Genomic DNA, 17,152 nt, shown 5'->3' on the forward strand with positions numbered 1-17,152 from the left:
GAGCGGATCAGCGACGCCACTGCGTCGTTCCGTATCACCCGCAGTGGGCCCGACGCCAGCTCTGATGGCCCATAGAACTGAGCGTGGAGCACCGAGTGTCCCCGCTTGCGACGATGCCAGCGGGGTAAGTTGGACCCAAATGGAGAAGGTTCCCGACGGCGGCAACTAGACGATCGGGTGGTGGAAACGGAGTCGACCCATGCCCGAGAGCCGGCATCGCTACCTCTACGAGCGCCTCGGAGACCACGACTTCCAACAGCTCGTCAGTGCACTGCTTGCGAGCCAGTTCTCTGACTATGTCCCAATGGCTCTCCGTCAAGCTGATGGTGGCCGGGACGGTCTGCGCAAGGTCGATGCCTCGAAGGTTCTGATCTATCAGGTCAAGTGGTCGGTCAGCGGCAAGGAGAAGGACCCGGTCACCTGGCTTGACCAAGTCGTCAAGAACGAGGAAGCCAGCCTGAAGCGACTGGCCGCACAGGGAGTCCGCTACTACACGCTGGTCACCAACGTGGGCAGCACCGCCAAGGAGGACTCGGGCACGTTCGATCGGTTGGCCAAGAAGCTCCAGGCGTATGCGAAGGACTTCGGCTACGAACAGATGACCTGTATTTGGCGAGAAGCGCTGAATCCGTGGGTCGACAACGCGCCGACCGAGACGAAGTGGGCCTACGCCGAGATGCTCGCAGGGTGGGACCTCGTCCGGTACCTCGTTGCTGAGCAGGTGGGTGCGGGCAAGGACAAGTCGCATCGTGACTTGATTCGCAAGGTCGCCGCCGCCCAGTGGGAGGACGACATGCGGGTCAAGTTCAGCCAGTCCGATGTGGACCGAGAGAAGGTCGTGGACCTTTTCGTTGACGTCACCGCCGACCGCGTTCATGCTGCGGCCAGCAAGCACCGGCAAGTCCAGCCGCCGACCACGGTGGGTGGTGCTGCCGCCTACCTGTTGCGCGCAACGGCGCCCTTCACCCTCGTCCGCGGTGCACCTGGACAGGGCAAGTCGACCCTCAGTCAGTACCTCTGCCAAGCCCACCGCGCATCGTTCATCCCTGAGAGCGATAGACCCGACTCGCTACCCGAGCTGGATCAGCCGAGGTTCCCGATCAGACTGGACCTGAGCGACTACGCGCTCTGGCTGGGCGGAAACGATGTGTGGGACCACTCCGAGGAGCGCAGGCAACGCAAGGCCAAGGCGCGCACGGGCGAGCAGGCTACGATCGAGTGCTTCCTCGCCGATCTGCTGACCCACGAGAGCGGAGGCATCGCGACAGGCGCTAAGACGGTGCAGGACATTTTCGACCGCGTCCCCAGCCTGGTCGTGCTGGACGGTCTCGACGAAGTCGGCAGCGCCACTATCCGAGGCAGAATCGTCAAAGAGATCGACAAGTTCGTCGGGCGGGGGAAGGCCTACACGAACCCACCCAGGGTCGTGGTCACCACTCGTCCCAGCGCTGGCGAACTGCCAGAGCCGTCTCAAGACCTCTTCGAGATCGTGACCCTCAACCAGCTCACCGGCGAGCAGCGCGACTCCTACCTGCGCAAGTGGTGCACGGTTCGGGGGATCAGAGGTAAGGACGGTCGCGCTCTGCGAAGGAGCTTTAAGGAGAAGAGCCGCGAGCCCTACATCAGCGAACTCGCGGGCAACCCGATGCAGCTGACGATCCTGCTCGACCTTCTCCATCAGCAAGGAGCAGCCACTCCCACTCAACGCACCGACCTCTACGACAAGTACGTCGAGCTGCTGTTGGCTCGCGAGGCGAACAAGCACCCCAAGGCAGTCCGTGACCACAAGGAAGAACTCCTTGAGATCATCCCCTTCCTCGGCTGGTACCTCCACGCACACACCGAGGAATCGCAGATCAACGGTCGGATGAGCGTGGGCGAACTCAAGGAAGCCATGCGGCACTTCCAGCGCACCTACGGCAACCGCGAGTCGATCGTCGATCAGCTCTTCGAAGGAGCCAGCGACCGCCTCTGGGCGCTGACGAGCAAGGTCGACGGAACCTACGAGTTCGAAGTTCTCTCCCTGCGCGAGTACTTCGCCGCCCGGTTCCTATACCACAACGCCGGCGAGGACAACCCCGACTTCGACACCACGACCGTTCTGCGCGAACTGATGCGCCGACCGTACTGGCTCAACACCGCCAGGTTCTATGGGGGCAACGCCAAGGGCAACGGAATCTACCCCCTGACCGCCGGTATCGAGGACGAGTTGGCACACACGACCTCGCCCGCCTCCTACCTCGCCGCCTGGGCGCTACTCACCGACGGCGTGTTCCTACGCCGTCCCCGCGAAGCACGCAAGATCCTCACAGCACTATGCTCAGACACCGGAATCAGGCTCCTGCTCTCCGCGCTCGACCGACGCGACATCATCGCGCTACCCGAGTTGCCTGACCTCCCCGACCAGGACGGACCGGACCCCACATGGGTTCGGCTCACCACCCTGGTCAGTAAAGACCCGGCTGACAGCAACAACACCCAACGAGTACGCGCTCTGCGCGAGCTGCTGAACCAACGCACCCAGTTCAGCGAATGGTGGTACGCACAGCTCACCGCAGCAGTCGGCACTCCTCAACAGAACGCGTGGCTCGGCATCGGCGCCGAGTGCGAAGCCGGCGCGGGCGTCGCGGCATCGTTCGAGAACATCGATCTGTCCAACGGCGCCGCCGAGCTCTTCCTCAGCACGGGGCTTGTCCCAACCCCCGGGAGCGCACTCGAAGCAGCGCTTCTCGACGCTGTCTTGGACGGCGAATGCCCCTGCGTGACATCGACCCGGTCGATGCCAGCGCAAGTCGCGGCCGCCCTCTCCCCACGTGACTTCCTTACGAGTTCCAAGACCGGCTTCGTTGGCAGCGATGACAGGACGAAACGTCGCCGAACCGAGGCGATCAACCAGCTCCGAAGGGCAGAGTCGCCCTACACCGACATCGCCAAGCAGCGAGCCTTCAAGGCCGGGCAGAAGGGCAGCACCTTCCCTTGGGCTGAAACTGCCTCCGCCTTGCACACCCACGTCGGACGCCGTTGGCTCGCGTCCGAGATCGCGATCATCGGTGCCGCGTCGCCCTTTCCGCCCGCATACACCAAGAAGCCCGGCTCATCCGCTTTCGGAAGCACGGGCCACCCCGCTGAACTCCTTGCCCGAGTCACCGCCAACAGCAACAACGCTCAGTGGTGGCGTGAGCAGTTCGGTGTCCTCGACGACGACCTGGCCAGAGCCGAGTGGGCACTCGCTCTATGGTGCGTAGCTTCCGGGCCCGTCGTGACAGAGCTGTGGTCATCGGTGGAGTCTGTGCTCAACGAACTCCCCGCGCCACGTCGCAGCACAGTTCTCCGAGCCGCCGAACAGATCGCCCGTTACGGCTGGCTGAAGGATCGGCCGGTCACCACGGCCACGGGGGATCCAGAGCTTGCTGCTCTGAACGAGCTCCGAACCTCGGCACCGTCGGCGGCAGAGCGAGACGCTGTAGCCTCGAGTGACAGTTCAGAGACTGTGCTCTCGCTGCTCAGCGTGGCGCGGGGAGGGAAGTGGCTCAAGGTCGATGCAAAGCCCGTCTACCGATAGAAGCAGCGCTCACCACCGGCGCGGGCGTGACCTTGCGTCGACTGGACTCCGTGCGCACGGCATCATCCAAGACCATGGGCTGGTCCGACGTGGAGTAGGCCGAGGCGTGCGAGCAAGCGGCGGGTCGGGAGCGAGGCAATCGGCGCTACTGGTCGGCGTTGCCCCCTCCGTCTCTTTCAAAGAGGATCTTGTAATGGAGCTTCTCCAGCTCATCCTCAATTTCCCAGAATTCCTGCGCGAGCCACTTCAATGCGCTCTTCATGAAAGCCCTGCTGTCCTTCGCGGGCGCGTCGGTCCGATACCTCCGCTTCATGGACACGAAATCATAGGGATCGCCTGTCCAAGGGTGCTTGACGAAGGATCCGTCAACCCAGATGCCATGAACGACAAAGTGACGAAACTCCAGGGCTGTCTCTAGGCGATCAACAAGTTCGTCCGGGGCCTTTTTCCGAAGCGCTCTGACGAGGCGCGAGCTAGTGTCGTCGTATCCAGGTGCCCGCTTGTCCCAGTCGCCTGACGTTGCCTGCAAGAAGGTGCCACCGGCATCTTCGGCCCACGCAGCAGCGATAACCACCTCTCCGATCAGCTGCGGAAGGTCAGGGCTAACCTGCCGCCGGTTCGCTTGGCGAACGAGGGCGTCCGGGTCGGCCGCAATCGCCTCCTTCAAGCGGTAGAGCAAGGCCGTTCCCCTGGCGATCTGCTCAGCCGCTGGACGCACCTTGAGGTCAGGTGGAACTAGCCATTCCAACAGTTCACTTATGAGGTCATCGTCCTCGGCCATGTCCTGATGATGTCAACGGCATCGATCTTCGCCAAGCATCACCACGCAGGTGAGGGCCATGGAGATCGCCGCCCTCCTACCCTGAGAGAGGGAGGTGGAGGTATGATGACGGAGCAGCCGGCAGTGTATCTGCGGATCTCGCAGGATCGCACCGGCTTGCAAGCCGGCATCCAACGCCAGCAAGAAGACTGCCTCGCCCACGCCGCGAAACTCGGGTTCACCGATCCGCAGGTGTTCATCGACAACGACGTCTCCGCGATCGATGGGGGCCGGCGGAACGGATACGACGCGCTGGTCGCGCAGGTGCGGGCCGGGGTGACGCACATCATCGTCTGGCACGTCGACCGCCTCCACCGGCAGCCCCGCGAATTCGAAGACCTCATCGACCTCGTTGAGCAGCACCCGGTGCGGATCGCGGCCGTCCGTGGTGGCGGGTTCGATCTGAACACCACCGAGGGCAGGCCTATGGCCCGTCAGCTCGTCGCGATCGCCGCGTACGAGTCCGGGCACAACCGCGTCAAACGCGCCAACAAGCGCCTCGCAGAGCAAGGTGTCTGGCACGGCCCCGCCCCGCCCGGTACGGATACGGACCCGGCGGTGTTCTGATCCCGGAGCAGGCGGCGGTGATCCGGCAGATGGCCGACCGCCTCCTCGCTGGAGAATCCCTCCGCTCCATCACCGCCTGGCTCAACCGCTCCGGCATCCCGCCCCTGCGGGCGGGCGCCGGGACGTCCGGGCTGTGGCACCCGTACACGGTCCGTAGCGCGCTCACGTCAGCCCGTGTCTCCGGGCAACGCGCCTACGCCCCCGACACCCGCGCCGATCCCTCGGGCGGGCGGGAGATCCTCGGCCCGGGTGACTGGGAACCGATCATCACCCCGGAAGAGACCGCGCAGATCCGCGCGATCCTCACCGATCCCCCCGTCGCCGCACCACACCGGCACGGCCGACCCTATTGGGTGGGATCGCGTGCTGCGGGAAGTGCGGCGTCGGGCTCACCATCACCGGGACCCTCATCGGGGTCTACCCGCTCGCGGTCACCCCCGCCGCAGCAGCACGACGGAGTCGTCGAGCACCGCCGGGCTCCCGTCGGGCGCGGTCACCTCCCGCGTGCGCGTCTCCGCGATCTCGACCGTCCAGCCCTCGCCGAGCAGGTTGAGCGCCTCGGCCTCCTCGTCAGGCTTCAGGAACTGGCCGTGACCTTGCCGATCTTCGGGCGGCACCCAGGACGGGTAGTCGGCGTGCGACACGACCAGCAGGTGCCCGCCCGCGTCGATCTGCCGGGACAGCCGTCTGAGGATCGTCGTCCGGTCGAGGGCGACCGGCGACTGGAAGAAGCTCGCGGTGACGAGGTCGAAGCGGTCGTCGGTCGTCCACGTCGCCAGGTCGGCGGCTACACAACGCGCACGGTCAGCCCGGCCGACGCGCGCCGCTTCCTCGTTGGCGCGGCGCACGGCCGTCGGGGAGATGTCGACGCCCATGGCCTGCCAGCCGGCGTGCGCGAACCACAGGACGTCGCCGCCCTCGCCGCAGCCCAGGTCGAGGGACCGGCCAGGCTCGAGCCCGATCGCGACGTCGGCGGTGGTGCGGTTGACCTTGCCCGACCACACGCGTTCCTCGCCCGCGTACCGCTCCTCCCAGAACCCGCCCGGCGCGACGTCGCCGACGTGCCCGTGCCCGCTCATGCCGCCGCCTCCGCGAGCGCGCGAGCGGCGTCGTCCGCGACGAGCGCCATGTTCACCATGCCGCCGACGCGCGCACCCGCGCCCGACGACATCGGCACCGTCGCACCCGGGTCGACGACGTTGCCAGCCGCCCAGATCCGCTCCGCGCTCGTCTTCCCGAACGCGTCGACGGCGAGGAACGACCCGACCGGCGTGTCCGCACGGTCCAGCCCGAGGTGCGCGACGGCGCCGTCGTGCGGCTGCGCCATCGCTCCCGTGAACAGCGCGTCGAGCTCGACGACGCGACCGTCCGCGAGGCGCACGCCCGTGACGGCACCGCCGTCGCCGAGCACCTCAGCGACAGCCGACTCCTCAATGGCGACGCCCCGCGCCCGCAGCCGCGCCGCGACGTCGGCATCCAGCGGGTCGCCGAGGCCCGCCGTGAAGAACGTGACGTGGTCGCTCCACTGCCGCACGAGCTCCGCCTGGTGCGGCGAGAGCGGCGACGCCGCGAGCACGCCCAGGCGCTGGCCGCGCACCTCCCAGCCGTGGCAGTACGGGCAGTGCAGCACGCCGCTCCCCCACCGCTCGGCGAGGCCCGGCACGTCGGGCAGCACGTCCGTCATGCCCGTCGCGAGGACGAGCGCACGCGCCGTGAGCGGCGTTCCACCGTCGTCGAGCGTGACGACGACGCCGTCGTCCGCGAGGTCCACGCGTGCCGCGCGTCCGGGCCGCACCTCGACGCCGTACCGCGCCACCTCCTCACGACCACGCGCGAGAAGGTCCTGAGGCGGCACCCCGTCGTGGCCGAGCACGCCGTGCATGTGCGAGGCGAACCTGTTGCGGGGCGAGCCCGCGTCGATCACGAGCGTGCGCCGCAGCGCGCGCCCGAGCATGAGTGCGGTCGCGAGCCCTGCCGCGCCGCCGCCGAGGATGATGGCGTCCCAGTCGGTGTCTTCCATTCCGTCAGCCTGCGGGTGACAATGCACTCATGGCAATACACTTTGCGGTAATGGCAAGCGAAGGAGAGTCGTGGAAGAGCTGAGGCTCGTCGGCCCCCGCCTGCGGGACGCGCGCACCGCCCGCGGCTGGACCTTGGCAGACCTCGCTGGCCGCGCCGGGATGTCCGTCAGCACGCTCTCGCGCCTCGAGTCCGGCAAGCGCCAGGCGAGCCTCGAGCTGCTCCTGCCGCTCACCAAGCAGCTCGGCGTCAGCATCGACGACCTCGTCCGCACCGCGACCCCCGACCCCCGCGTGCGCCGCACACCGCGCCAGCGCGACGGCATGACCGTCACCCCGCTCGCCCGCGAGGGCGCGCGCGTCGCGACCTACCGCATCACCTACGAACCCCGTCCTGAGCTTCCGCCCCTGCGCACGCACGCGGGCTTCGAGTGGCTGCACGTCGTCTCCGGGCGCCTGCGGCTGCGCGTCGGAGAGCGCGACCTCGTCCTCGGCCGCGGCGAGTCCGCGCAGTTCGACACGAGCACGCCGCACGCCCTGTCCGCAGCAGGCAGCCACCCCGCGACGATCATCAGCATCTTTGACGAGACCGGCGAGCGCACCCACACGGACGTCCCCGACGCGCAGGACTGACCGCCCGACGCCGCGAAGGCCGCTCAGCCCGACCCCGGGCACGACGACGGCGCCTCGCCGGCCGCGACCGGGCCGCGAGCGACGCGTCACGCTACCGGCGCGAGCCCGGCGTCGATCAGTGTCGCGGCCGCGGCGCGGGCCGCGTCGGCCCAGCGCGGGTCGTGCGTCACGGCGGCCATGGTCTGCACGCCCTCGGCGAGCAGGACGAGCTGCTCCGCGACGTCGGGCCCCAGCCCCGCGTCGACGGCGAGCCCGGTGACGTAGGCCGCGAAGCCCTCCTTGTGGGCGCGCACGGCAGCCGCGACGTCATCGTTCACCGCGCCGATCTCGCCGAACGTGTTGACGAAGCCGCAACCGCGGAACTCCTCGTCGGCGGTCCACTCGACGAGGTAGTCGTAGATCGCAAGGAGCTTGTCGCGGGGCGTCGTGGCTGCGTCGACGCGGCTCGCGACGCACTCCTGCCAGATGCCCGTGCGCCGCTCGAGCACCGCCTGGACGATGGCGTCCTTGGACGAGAACTCGCTGTACAGGCGCTTGAGGGAGACCCCTGCGGCGGTCCGCAGCTCGTCCATGCCGACGGTCTGGATCCCGCGCCGGTAGAAGAGGTCGTCGGCGGTCGCGACGACAGCGTCCCGGGTGCTCTGGTCAGCCATCTGCTTGCCCTTCTCCTTCTCGTCACCGTGCGCGGGTTGCGCGGAGAACGTTCGTTCTCTAGTGTAGTCGACATCGGAGAGAACGACCGTTCTCACCGAAGGGACGGACAAGGAGAGCACCATGGCCTACATCACCACCGGCACCGAGAACTCCACCAGCATCGAGATCTACTACGAGGACCACGGCCCTGCAGACGCCGCCCCCGTCGTCCTGATCCACGGCTACCCGCTCGACGGCCGCTCCTGGGAGCGCCAGACGCGCGTCCTCCTCGAGGCCGGCCACCGCGTCATCACCTACGACCGCCGCGGCTTCGGCAAGTCCAGCCAGCCCGCGACCGGCTATGACTACGACACCTTCGCCGCCGACCTCCACACCCTCCTCGAGACCCTCGACCTCCGCGACGTCACCCTCGTCGGCTTCTCGATGGGCACCGGCGAGCTCGCCCGCTACGTCTCGACCTACGGCACCGCCCGCCTCCGCGCGCTCGGCTTCCTCGCCTCGCTCGAGCCGTTCCTCCTGCAGACCGACGACAACCCCACCGGGCTCCCCCAGTCCGGGTTCGACGACATCGCCGCGACCGCGCGCGCCGACCGCTTCGCCTGGTTCACCAGCTTCTTCGAGAACTTCTACAACCTCGACGAGACGCTCGGCTCCCGCATCAGCGAGGAAGCCCTCCGCGCCAGCTGGGCCACCGCCGCCGCGAGCGCACCCGACGCCGCCTACGCCGTCGTCCCCGCCTGGCTCACCGACTTCCGCGGGGACCTCGCTGCCGTCCGAGAGGCCGGCCTGCCGACCCTCATCCTCCACGGCACCGCCGACCGCATCCTCCCTGTCGACGCGACCGGTCGCCCGTTCCGCGACGCCCTCCCGGACGCCACGTACGTCGAGATCGACGGCGCACCGCACGGCCTGCTGTGGACGCACGCCGACGAGGTCAACGCAGCGCTCACGGAGCTGCTCTCACGCTGACGACAGCCTGACAAGCCCCCTGCGACGGAGCGCGCCGCACGACGGCATGCCCGCGCGGGGGGCTCACGCTGCCACGGTTGACCGTCTTCGCAGGTGACGGTACCTTCGGCGCGACGGGCGGACTCCGCACGGCGACACGCACAGGGGGCTCACCATGTGGCACACCATCTCTACCCGTCCCGACCGCCGCAGCCGTGCGCTCCGCTCCGTCGCCGTGGCGAGCGCACTCGCCCTCGCGCTGGCCGGATGCTCAGACGACGAGCCCGTCGAGGAGACGGGCGGCATATCCGTCCTCTTCGTCATCACCGGACGCGGCGACACGCACCCTGACGGCAAGGGCCCGCTCCGCCTCGAGGACCCGAACCGCATCGCCCAGATCACCGAGGCCGCCGGTCAGCAAGTCCGGTGGAGTACGCGCTACCGGTTCCCCGTCGACGTCAAGGGCGCAGACGGTACGACATGGCAGGTCGACGGCTTCTTCGGTGGTGACCCGACTCATGGCGACCTCCTCCGCCCCGAGCCCGCCGCAGCCGCCATCGACTTCTCCGGCGCCGTCACCCTTCTCGTCCCCGACCTCGCCAAGGACGGCGAACCGACCGAGATCACGTTCGACGTCGCGGAGACCACCGCCGAGGACCTCGCCGCCGAGGAAGGCTCCAAGGACGACGCTGCCCCCGCGACCCTCTACCTCAACGAAGCTGCGTTCACCGAGCTCGTCGAGAAGGCTGGCAGCGTGGGCTGGGGCGACGCCGCACGCACGACCGGGAAGGGCGGCCCCGCAGAGCCGGAGGTCCTCACGGTCCAGGGCGAGTTCCCACCGCCGCGCGACAGCGACGCCCAGCAGGCGCTCTGGGAGAAGCTGAAGTCTGCAGGCTTCTTCCTGCCGTTCCTCTCCTGAGGCTCGCGCTCGACGCCACGTACGTCGAGATCGACGGCGCACCCCACGGCCTGCTGTGGACGCACGCCGACGAGGTCAACGCAGCGCTCACGGAGCTGCTCGCACGCCGACCGACGGACGAGCTGCCGGGCGGCGACCGTCGCGTCGCTCCCGGCAGTTCTCGTCGTCAGCTCGCGGCGGCCGCCGTAGCCGCCAAGGCCGCGGTGATCCCCGCCTGGACCGCGGAGACAGCCTGCATGACCGCGTCGCCCGCCACGTTCCCCTCAGCGACCGCCTTCGCCCGGTGCCTCAGGTCGCGCTTCGACAGCGCGTCCGTCGGCACGACCTTCGGCACCTGACCGATCGCGTGAAGCAGCGCGACCAGGGTCGCCTCGAGCGGCGTGGGCGTGCGTCCGCCGACGAGGACGTCGTACAGCGCGGCACGCACACGCGCCTCGTGCGCGGAGTCGACCGCAGGCCAGCGCGTCGTCGGGAAGATCCCCAGGATCCGCTCCTCAGACGCACGCACGATCCCGCGCGCCGCGAGGCGCTGGTACACCGCTGAGCGCAGGTCCTTCCGCAGCCGCTGGATGACCTCCTGAGGCTTCGCCGGGCGGCGCCCGACGAGCTGCGCGACACCCGCGTCGAGCATCGCGTCGCCCGACGGCGCCGCGCCCGTGACGACGACCCGCCCGGGCTTGACCTCCTCGCCCGGACCGGTGATCCGGACCAGGCCAGCGCCGACCAGGTCGAGCAGCAGAGCACCACCGAGCGAGAGGTCGACCCGGGCGGCATCGGTCAACGTCCGGCCGGTCGCGTCGTCGGTGAGCAGGAGGGCAAGGTCCTCGGTGATGAGCATCCCCCCACGCTACTGCCCACCTGCGGCCGTCACCTGTCGCCGTCGACCTCGCCGTCGAGCATGTCGTCGTACACCTGCCGGGCATGCTCGACGGCCGGCATGTGCGTCACGCACCACGCGAGGAGGGCGTCCACCGGCTCGCGCATCGTCTTGCCGAGCGGCGTGATCCGGTACTCCACGGCCACGGGCCGGGTGGCGAGCATGCGCCGCTCGACGACGCCGTTACGTTCCAGACGGCGGAGCGTCGCGGTGAGCGACTTCTGCGTGACCGTCGGGATCGCGCGGCGCAGCTCGTTGAAGCGGCACGGCCGCTCGCACAGCTCGCTCAGCACGCTGAGCGACCACTTGTCGAGCACCTGGTCGAGGAGCTCCCGGTGCGGCATCTCGATGCGGAGCGTGTGCGCGGCGGGCGGTGCGGTCTCCACGGCGATACCTGGTCTCGTTGAAGTGTCCTGGAACTACTTGGTATCAAGCATATACCGAACCGATCGACAGGAGACCGACATGACCGTCCAGCTCTTCACCCCGCCCGGCCTCGCCACCGGCACCCCGTACCACCACGTCGCCGTCGCCACCGGCACCCGCCACGTGCACGTCGCCGGCCAGGTCGGCGGCCACCTCGACGGGACCCCGCTCGCACCTGACCTCGCCGGCCAGGTCGTGCAAGCACTGCACAACACCGCCGTCGCGCTCCGCGGCGCCGGCGCCACGCTGTCCGACGTCGTCCGCCTCACCCTGTACGTCACGCGGTGGACCGAGGACCAGATGCCCGAGCTCCTCGACGGGCTCGACCGCGCCGCAGGCGAGCTCGGCCTCACCCTCCCCCTGCCCCCCGCGTCGCTCATCGGCGTCGACGCCCTCTACGCACCCGACGTGCTCGTCGAGATCGAGGCGACCGCCATCACGGACTGAGCAGCGCCACGACCGCACCCGGCGGCACCCCCTGGGCGCGAAACCCGCACCAGGGGGTGCCGCCATGGTCCGTGTCGGAGCCTCCTCCTAGCGTGGGGCTGTCAGGTGTCCGTCAGGGACACCGCCATCCCGGAGGAGACGCACCATGGCTCACGGCGACATCACCCACATCGACATCCCCGTCAGCGACATGGCCCGCGCCACGTCGTTCTACAGCGAGCTCTTCGGCTGGCAGATCGACACCATGCCCGGGTTCGAGGACTACCCGATGTGGCAAGCGCCCAACAAGATCAGCGGAGGCGGCCTCGCGCCGCGCAGCGAGGGCTTCACCGCTCCCCGCTCCTACGTCGAGGTCGACTCGATCGACGAGTCCCTCGCGAAGGCGGTCCAGCTCGGCGCGACCGTCGCCATGGCGAAGACCGAGATCACCCCGACCTCGTGGTGGGCCGTCTTCGAAGACGCCGACGGCAACCCGATCGGCCTCTACGAGGACCACACCCCCGCAGACGCCTGACACGCCGCACGTCTTGCCGGGAGGGCGCGCTTCCCGGCAAGACCAGCGTCACGCGCCCGCGAGCCTGCGCCGCGACGTGAACGAACGACGCTCCCCCGTCAGCGGGTCGTCGAACGCGATCGACCGAGCCAGCAGCTGCAACGGGTCGGAGTAGTCGTCCGGCGCGACCTCACGCACCGCCGGGTACAGCTCGTCGCCCACGAGCGGCAGCCCGAGCGACGCCATGTGCACCCGCAGCTGGTGCGTGCGGCCCGTCGACGGCGACAAGCGGTACAGCCCGCGCCCACCTGGTGCGGCACCCAGCAGCTCGACGCGTGTCACCGCGTTCACCTCGCCAGGAACCTCGCGCGCCTGCAGCACCCCGTGCTGCTTGACGATGCGCGACCGCACGACCGTCGGCAGCCCGACGTCGTCACGCACCGGCGCGACCGCCTCGTACACCTTGCGCACCGCCCGCTGCGCGAAGAGGTCCTGGTAGACGCCGCGCACCTCGCGGCGCGCGGTCAGCACAAGCACCCCCGCCGTCGGGCGGTCGAGCCGGTGCGCAGGCGAAAGCTCGGGCAGCCCGAGCTCCCGGCGCAGCCGCACGAGCACCGTCTCCGCGACCCACGCACCCCGCGGCGTCACCGCCAAGAAGTGCGGCTTGTCGACGACCACCAGGTCGTCGTCCTGGTGCAGCACCTCGACCTCGAACGGGACACGGGCCTCGACCGGCGGATCCCGGAACAAGAACGCGAGACCGCCCCCTGGATAGGGCGACGCGAGCGAGTACGGACGCCCCAGCTCGTCGACCACCTCACCCGCCGCGACCTGCTCACGCACACGCGCCGCGTCCGCCGGGAAGCGAGCCTCGAGAAAATCGACGAGCGAACCCCACGCCTCGTCGCGCGGCAGCGCGACACGCGTCGGGTTCAGCCCGTCGCGCACGGGCAGCGGTGCCGGGCGCCGCCCCCGCCTGCTCACGAGCTCCCCGACGTGCGGGGCACGCTCAGCGACCCGTGTAGTTGGGCGCCTCGACCGTCATCTGGATGTCGTGCGGGTGCGACTCCTTGAGCCCGGCCGCAGTGATGCGGACGAACTTGCCGCGCTCCTGCAGCTGCGGGATCGTGTGCGCGCCGACGTAGAACATCGACTGGTGCAGGCCGCCGACCAGCTGGTACGCGACCGCGCCGAGCGGGCCTCGGTACGGCACCTGACCCTCGATGCCCTCCGGCACGATCTTGTCGTCCGACGCGACGTCCGCCTGGAAGTAGCGGTCCTTCGAGTACGACACCTTCTTGCCGCGCGACGCCATCGCGCCGATCGACCCCATGCCGCGGTACAGCTTGAACTGCTTGCCGTTGATGAACACGAGGTCGCCCGGCGACTCGTCGCAGCCCGCGAGGAGCGAGCCGAGCATGACCGTGTCCGCGCCCGCGACGAGCGCCTTCGCGATGTCGCCCGAGTACTGCAGACCGCCGTCGCCGATCACCGGCACACCCGCCGGGCGGCACGCGAGCGACGCCTCGTAGATCGCCGTGACCTGGGGCACCCCGACACCCGCGACGACGCGCGTCGTGCAGATCGAGCCCGGCCCCACGCCCACCTTGACGCCGTCCGCACCCGCGTCGACGAGCGCCTGCGCGCCCGCACGGGTCGCGACGTTGCCGCCGATGACCTGGACGTCCTTGAAGTACGGGTCGTTCTTGAGCTTGGTGATCATCTCGAGCATGAGGCGCGCGTGGCCGTTCGCGGTGTCCGCGACGAGCACGTCGACACCCGCGTCACGCAGGGCACCCGCACGGTCCAGGGCATCCCCGAAGAAGCCGATCGCGGCGCCGACACGCAGGCGGCCGTCCGCGTCCTTCGTCGCGTCCGGGTACTGCTCGGTCTTGACGAAGTCCTTGACCGTGATGAGGCCCTGGAGGCGGCCGTCGGCGTCGACCAGCGGAAGCTTCTCGATGCGGTTCTTGCCGAGCAGCGCCGCGGCGTCCTCGCGAGAGATGCCGACGGGGCCCGTGATGAGCGGCATCGACGTCATGACCTCGTGGACCTTGCGGTTCGGGAAGTCGGCCGGCGGGACGAACCGCAGGTCGCGGTTCGTGATGATGCCGACCAGGCGCCGGTCAGCGTCGATGACCGGCAGCCCCGACACCCGGTACTGGCCGCACAGCGCGTCGAGCTCCGCGAGCGTCGCGTCCGGCCCTACCGTGACCGGGTCCGTGATCATGCCGGACTCGGAACGCTTGACCAGGTCAGCCTGCTTGGCCTGCGCCTCGATCGACAGGTTGCGGTGCAGGATCCCGATGCCGCCCTGGCGCGCCATGGCGATCGCCATGCGCGCCTCGGTGACGGTGTCCATCGCGGCGGAGAGCAGCGGGACCTTCATCGTGATCTCGCGCGTCAGGCGCGCGGTCGTGTCCACCTCGGAGGGGATCACGTCGGTCTCGTTCGGAAGGAGCAGGACGTCGTCGTACGTCAGTCCTTCGAATCCGAAGGGGTTGTGCGGGGCGGCGGCGGAGAGAGGCTCAGTCACGCGGCCATCCTACGACCGGCGCGTGAGAGCGGGCCGGGCGCCCGAGGACTGGGCACCGTCACGGCTGCGTCGCGACCGCGCACACCTCGTGGAACAGACCGGAGAAGCTGCGCACACGCTGGACCTGCGAGGACCTCGGCAGGTCCTCCGCCGCCGTGTCGTCTGCGACCGCCACGAACACCGGGAGCTCCGGATTGCCGTCGCAGAGCTGGCCCACGACCGCAAGGTCCGGCCGCACCATCTGCGTGATGAGCACGACCGCAGCCGGACGCACCATCGTGACGACCTCCTGGGCGCGGTGCGCGCCCGCGGGACCCATCACGATGCGAGCCATGACGCCCTTGGACATGAGCGCGGCGGCGAGAGCGTGCGCGGCGAGCGGCTGCGGCTCGTCCGGCGGCGTGAAGATCAGGACGATGCGACGCATCTGGCTCGGGTGCGGCGTGCCTGCCTCGTGCTCCTGCGCGGACTGGCGCACGCGGATGGCACGCATCGCGGCGCTCGACAGCACCTGGAGCGGAGCCTCCCCCGGCTTGGCGAGGACGGTGCGCTCCCCGAGCTTCGTGAGGGCAGGGACGACGAGGTGGGTCCACCACGTGAGGATGTCGGAGCCGGGCGAGATCATCAGGAGCTCGGCGGTCGCGTCAGAGTCGTGCGCGAGCGCCGCGTCGACGACGTCGGCGGGCGTGGACGTCCGGGCGGGCGCCGCGGGCCGTGAGAAGTGGACGACCTTGGAGCCCGAGGGGCCCTGCTCCGCCTCGTGCTGCGTCGCTGCGGAGCGTCGGGCCTCGTGCTGCGCAGAGACAGCGCTCGCGCGGCGAGCCCGCTCGACCTCGATGTCGGCCTCGAGAGCGGCCTTCGCCGCATCGGCGGGTGCGACACCCTCGAGCGTCAGACGCCTCATGACCATCAGCCGCAGGACGTCGTCCCGCGTGTAGCGGCGGTGCGAGCCTGCCGAGCGCTCCGACGGGCCCAGCCCGTAGCGCCGGTCCCAGGTCCGCAGGGTGGCCGGAGCGACACCGAGACGCTTCGCCACGACGGCAACCGCGACGCCCGGCTTGGCACGGGCCGCAGCCAGCTCCACAGGCTCGGCAGGGTCTCCGTCGACCGACGTCTCGCCGTACTGCTGGGGTGCCATGCCCCGATTCTGCCCATCTAGGAGCCAAAACTCCACCGGAGCGCCCCGAGACGCGCCGGGAGGCCCGAAGTGAGCGTTTCGTCCCCTGACCTCGCACTCGACCCGGGTGAACAACTCTTGGACATACCTGACGCGATCCTGCCCGCGAGCACGTTCTGACACGTCAAGGGCCATTTTTGGCGGATGTCCGCCAACCAGAGATCACCCGCTCGACACTTGAACAACCTCTGAATCGGTTGGTACGGTTCACGACGTCCGGTGCACGGCCCAACAGGGGGGCCCGCCGCGTTCGTTTCGTAAGGGGAAGATGGGTATGACAGAGGTCGCTCGCCTGCCAGGTCCGGTGATGGAGCTGTGGGAATGGCAGTACGAGGGCTCGTGCCGCGACATCGACGACACGCTCTTCTTCCACCCCGAGGGTGAGCGAGGCGCGGCGCGCCGACGCCGCGCCGACGCCGCCAAGGCGATCTGCGCGGGCTGCCCCGTCCTCATGGAGTGCCGCGAGCAGGCGCTCGCCATCCGCGAGCCGTACGGCGTGTGGGGCGGGCTGAGCGAGGAGGACCGCGCCGCGATCTTCAGCGACCCGCGCCGCACCGAGGCCGCCATCCGCCGCTCGCAGGTCGGCTGAGCGCGCCACCCGACCTGCCTCGCGGCTCGCCGCACGGGCCGCACCGCCCGGCACGACCGTTCAGAGACACGACGAAGCCCCGCAGCCTGAGGCTGCGGGGCTTCGTGCCGTGCGGAGGTCGGGTCAGCCGACCACGACAGCGAGGACGTCACGCGCGGAGAGCACGAGGTACTCCTCGCCCGCGTACTTGACCTCGGTGCCGCCGTACTTGGAGTAGATGACCTTGTCGCCGACAGCGACGTCGAGCGGGACACGGTTGCCGTTGTCGTCGACGCGGCCGGGGCCGACAGCGAGGACCTCGCCCTCCTGCGGCTTCTCCTTGGCGGTGTCCGGGATGACCAGACCGGACGGCGTGGTGAGCTCAGCCTCGATCGCCTTGACGACGATCTTGTCCTCGAGCGGCTTGATGGGGACCGACACTGTGCGGACCTCCCCCTTCGCTAGGGTGCTTCGGATGTGTGAGGGACGAGCGAGCGCCTTCCCGGG

General features: G+C 69.4%; 18 protein-coding genes and 2 pseudogenes. 10 read left to right on the plus strand and 10 right to left on the minus strand.

The genetic code is table 11. The annotated features are described in order from the left end of the window. Window positions 1–199: 199 nt before the first annotated feature. Window positions 200–3,562 (plus strand): NACHT domain-containing protein, encoded by a 3,363-nt coding sequence (locus tag HF995_RS02560; RefSeq protein ID WP_168446235.1) that lies wholly within the window; start codon window positions 200–202, stop codon window positions 3,560–3,562. 145 nt (window positions 3,563–3,707) lie between these two features. Here HF995_RS02560 and HF995_RS02565 read toward each other — a convergent pair whose 3' ends face one another. Next, window positions 3,708–4,343 carry a hypothetical protein gene (locus tag HF995_RS02565; protein ID WP_168446236.1) on the minus strand — a complete coding sequence of 212 codons (636 nt, stop codon included), beginning with the start codon at window positions 4,341–4,343 and terminating at the stop codon, window positions 3,708–3,710. A 102-nt stretch (window positions 4,344–4,445) separates the two neighbouring features. Between HF995_RS02565 and HF995_RS13575 the strand changes: the two genes are divergently transcribed. Continuing rightward, window positions 4,446–4,949: a recombinase family protein gene (locus HF995_RS13575; RefSeq protein ID WP_210727061.1), complete on the plus strand. Its 504-nt coding sequence runs from the start codon at window positions 4,446–4,448 to the stop codon at window positions 4,947–4,949. Beyond that, window positions 4,949–5,245, plus strand: a pseudogene (locus tag HF995_RS14030) (recombinase family protein); the annotation flags it as partial. The gene HF995_RS13575 and the pseudogene HF995_RS14030, both read left to right, overlap by 1 nt. 135 nt (window positions 5,246–5,380) lie before the next feature. Here HF995_RS14030 and HF995_RS02580 read toward each other — a convergent pair. Together HF995_RS02580 and HF995_RS02585 are read right to left on the minus strand one after the other, a co-directional pair. Continuing rightward, window positions 5,381–6,028, minus strand: a complete 648-nt coding sequence (locus HF995_RS02580; protein WP_168446238.1) for an SAM-dependent methyltransferase — start codon at window positions 6,026–6,028, stop codon at window positions 5,381–5,383. After that, window positions 6,025–6,969 (minus strand): NAD(P)/FAD-dependent oxidoreductase, encoded by a 945-nt coding sequence (locus tag HF995_RS02585; protein ID WP_168446239.1) that lies wholly within the window; start codon window positions 6,967–6,969, stop codon window positions 6,025–6,027. Before HF995_RS02585 ends, HF995_RS02580 begins: the two co-directional genes overlap by 4 nt. Window positions 6,970–7,039: 70 nt before the next feature. Between HF995_RS02585 and HF995_RS02590 the strand changes: the two genes are divergently transcribed. Further along, window positions 7,040–7,600 (plus strand): helix-turn-helix domain-containing protein, encoded by a 561-nt coding sequence (locus HF995_RS02590; RefSeq protein ID WP_168446240.1) that lies wholly within the window; start codon window positions 7,040–7,042, stop codon window positions 7,598–7,600. 86 nt (window positions 7,601–7,686) lie between these two features. Here HF995_RS02590 and HF995_RS02595 read toward each other — a convergent pair whose 3' ends face one another. Then, the gene (locus tag HF995_RS02595) at window positions 7,687–8,349 is read right to left on the minus strand and encodes a TetR/AcrR family transcriptional regulator (RefSeq protein ID WP_350308704.1); all 663 of its coding nucleotides are present in this window, start codon (window positions 8,347–8,349) and stop codon (window positions 7,687–7,689) included. Between the two features lie 25 nt (window positions 8,350–8,374). Here HF995_RS02595 and HF995_RS02600 point away from each other — a divergent pair, with 25 nt between their 5' ends. The 3 genes and pseudogenes from HF995_RS02600 to HF995_RS13735 form a co-directional block, all read left to right on the plus strand. Continuing rightward, the gene (locus HF995_RS02600; RefSeq protein WP_168446241.1) at window positions 8,375–9,223 is read left to right on the plus strand and encodes an alpha/beta fold hydrolase; all 849 of its coding nucleotides are present in this window, start codon (window positions 8,375–8,377) and stop codon (window positions 9,221–9,223) included. A 154-nt stretch (window positions 9,224–9,377) separates the two neighbouring features. Further along, on the plus strand, window positions 9,378–10,121 hold the full coding sequence (locus HF995_RS02605; protein ID WP_168446242.1) for a hypothetical protein: 744 nt from the start codon (window positions 9,378–9,380) through the stop codon (window positions 10,119–10,121). Between the two features lie 11 nt (window positions 10,122–10,132). After that, window positions 10,133–10,228, plus strand: a pseudogene (locus HF995_RS13735) (alpha/beta hydrolase); the annotation flags it as partial. Between the two features lie 59 nt (window positions 10,229–10,287). Here HF995_RS13735 and HF995_RS02615 read toward each other — a convergent pair. Further along, the gene (locus tag HF995_RS02615; protein WP_168446243.1) at window positions 10,288–10,959 is read right to left on the minus strand and encodes a GOLPH3/VPS74 family protein; all 672 of its coding nucleotides are present in this window, start codon (window positions 10,957–10,959) and stop codon (window positions 10,288–10,290) included. A 29-nt stretch (window positions 10,960–10,988) separates the two neighbouring features. Next, on the minus strand, window positions 10,989–11,384 hold the full coding sequence (locus tag HF995_RS02620) for a winged helix-turn-helix transcriptional regulator (RefSeq protein WP_350308705.1): 396 nt from the start codon (window positions 11,382–11,384) through the stop codon (window positions 10,989–10,991). A gap of 79 nt (window positions 11,385–11,463) precedes the next feature. On the opposite strand from HF995_RS02620, the gene HF995_RS02625 reads away from it, so the two are divergent. Both HF995_RS02625 and HF995_RS02630 read left to right on the plus strand, forming a co-directional pair. Further along, entirely contained in the window at window positions 11,464–11,871 is a 408-nt protein-coding gene (locus tag HF995_RS02625; protein ID WP_168446244.1) for a RidA family protein, read from the plus strand. A gap of 145 nt (window positions 11,872–12,016) precedes the next feature. Then, window positions 12,017–12,385 carry a VOC family protein gene (locus HF995_RS02630; RefSeq protein ID WP_168446245.1) on the plus strand — a complete coding sequence of 123 codons (369 nt, stop codon included), beginning with the start codon at window positions 12,017–12,019 and terminating at the stop codon, window positions 12,383–12,385. Window positions 12,386–12,433: 48 nt separating this feature from the next. Here HF995_RS02630 and HF995_RS02635 read toward each other — a convergent pair whose 3' ends face one another. Genes HF995_RS02635 through HF995_RS02645 form a run of 3 tightly spaced genes read right to left on the minus strand, consistent with a single transcriptional unit; the run spans window position 12,434 to window position 16,038 of the window. Continuing rightward, entirely contained in the window at window positions 12,434–13,348 is a 915-nt protein-coding gene (locus HF995_RS02635) for a pseudouridine synthase (protein ID WP_350308706.1), read from the minus strand. A 25-nt stretch (window positions 13,349–13,373) separates the two neighbouring features. Further along, window positions 13,374–14,900 (minus strand): IMP dehydrogenase, encoded by a 1,527-nt coding sequence (gene guaB, locus HF995_RS02640; RefSeq protein WP_168446246.1) that lies wholly within the window; start codon window positions 14,898–14,900, stop codon window positions 13,374–13,376. 58 nt (window positions 14,901–14,958) lie between these two features. Continuing rightward, window positions 14,959–16,038 carry a MerR family transcriptional regulator gene (locus tag HF995_RS02645; RefSeq protein WP_210727062.1) on the minus strand — a complete coding sequence of 360 codons (1,080 nt, stop codon included), beginning with the start codon at window positions 16,036–16,038 and terminating at the stop codon, window positions 14,959–14,961. A gap of 313 nt (window positions 16,039–16,351) precedes the next feature. On the opposite strand from HF995_RS02645, the gene HF995_RS02650 reads away from it, so the two are divergent. Beyond that, window positions 16,352–16,666: a WhiB family transcriptional regulator gene (locus tag HF995_RS02650; protein ID WP_168446247.1), complete on the plus strand. Its 315-nt coding sequence runs from the start codon at window positions 16,352–16,354 to the stop codon at window positions 16,664–16,666. Between the two features lie 123 nt (window positions 16,667–16,789). On the opposite strand, the gene groES is transcribed toward HF995_RS02650, so the two are convergent. Beyond that, window positions 16,790–17,086 (minus strand): co-chaperone GroES, encoded by a 297-nt coding sequence (groES, locus tag HF995_RS02655; RefSeq protein WP_168446248.1) that lies wholly within the window; start codon window positions 17,084–17,086, stop codon window positions 16,790–16,792. Window positions 17,087–17,152 lie beyond the last annotated feature (66 nt).

This window comes from Sanguibacter hominis ATCC BAA-789, from assembly GCF_012396185.1.
Taxonomy (GTDB): domain Bacteria; phylum Actinomycetota; class Actinomycetes; order Actinomycetales; family Cellulomonadaceae; genus Flavimobilis; species Flavimobilis hominis.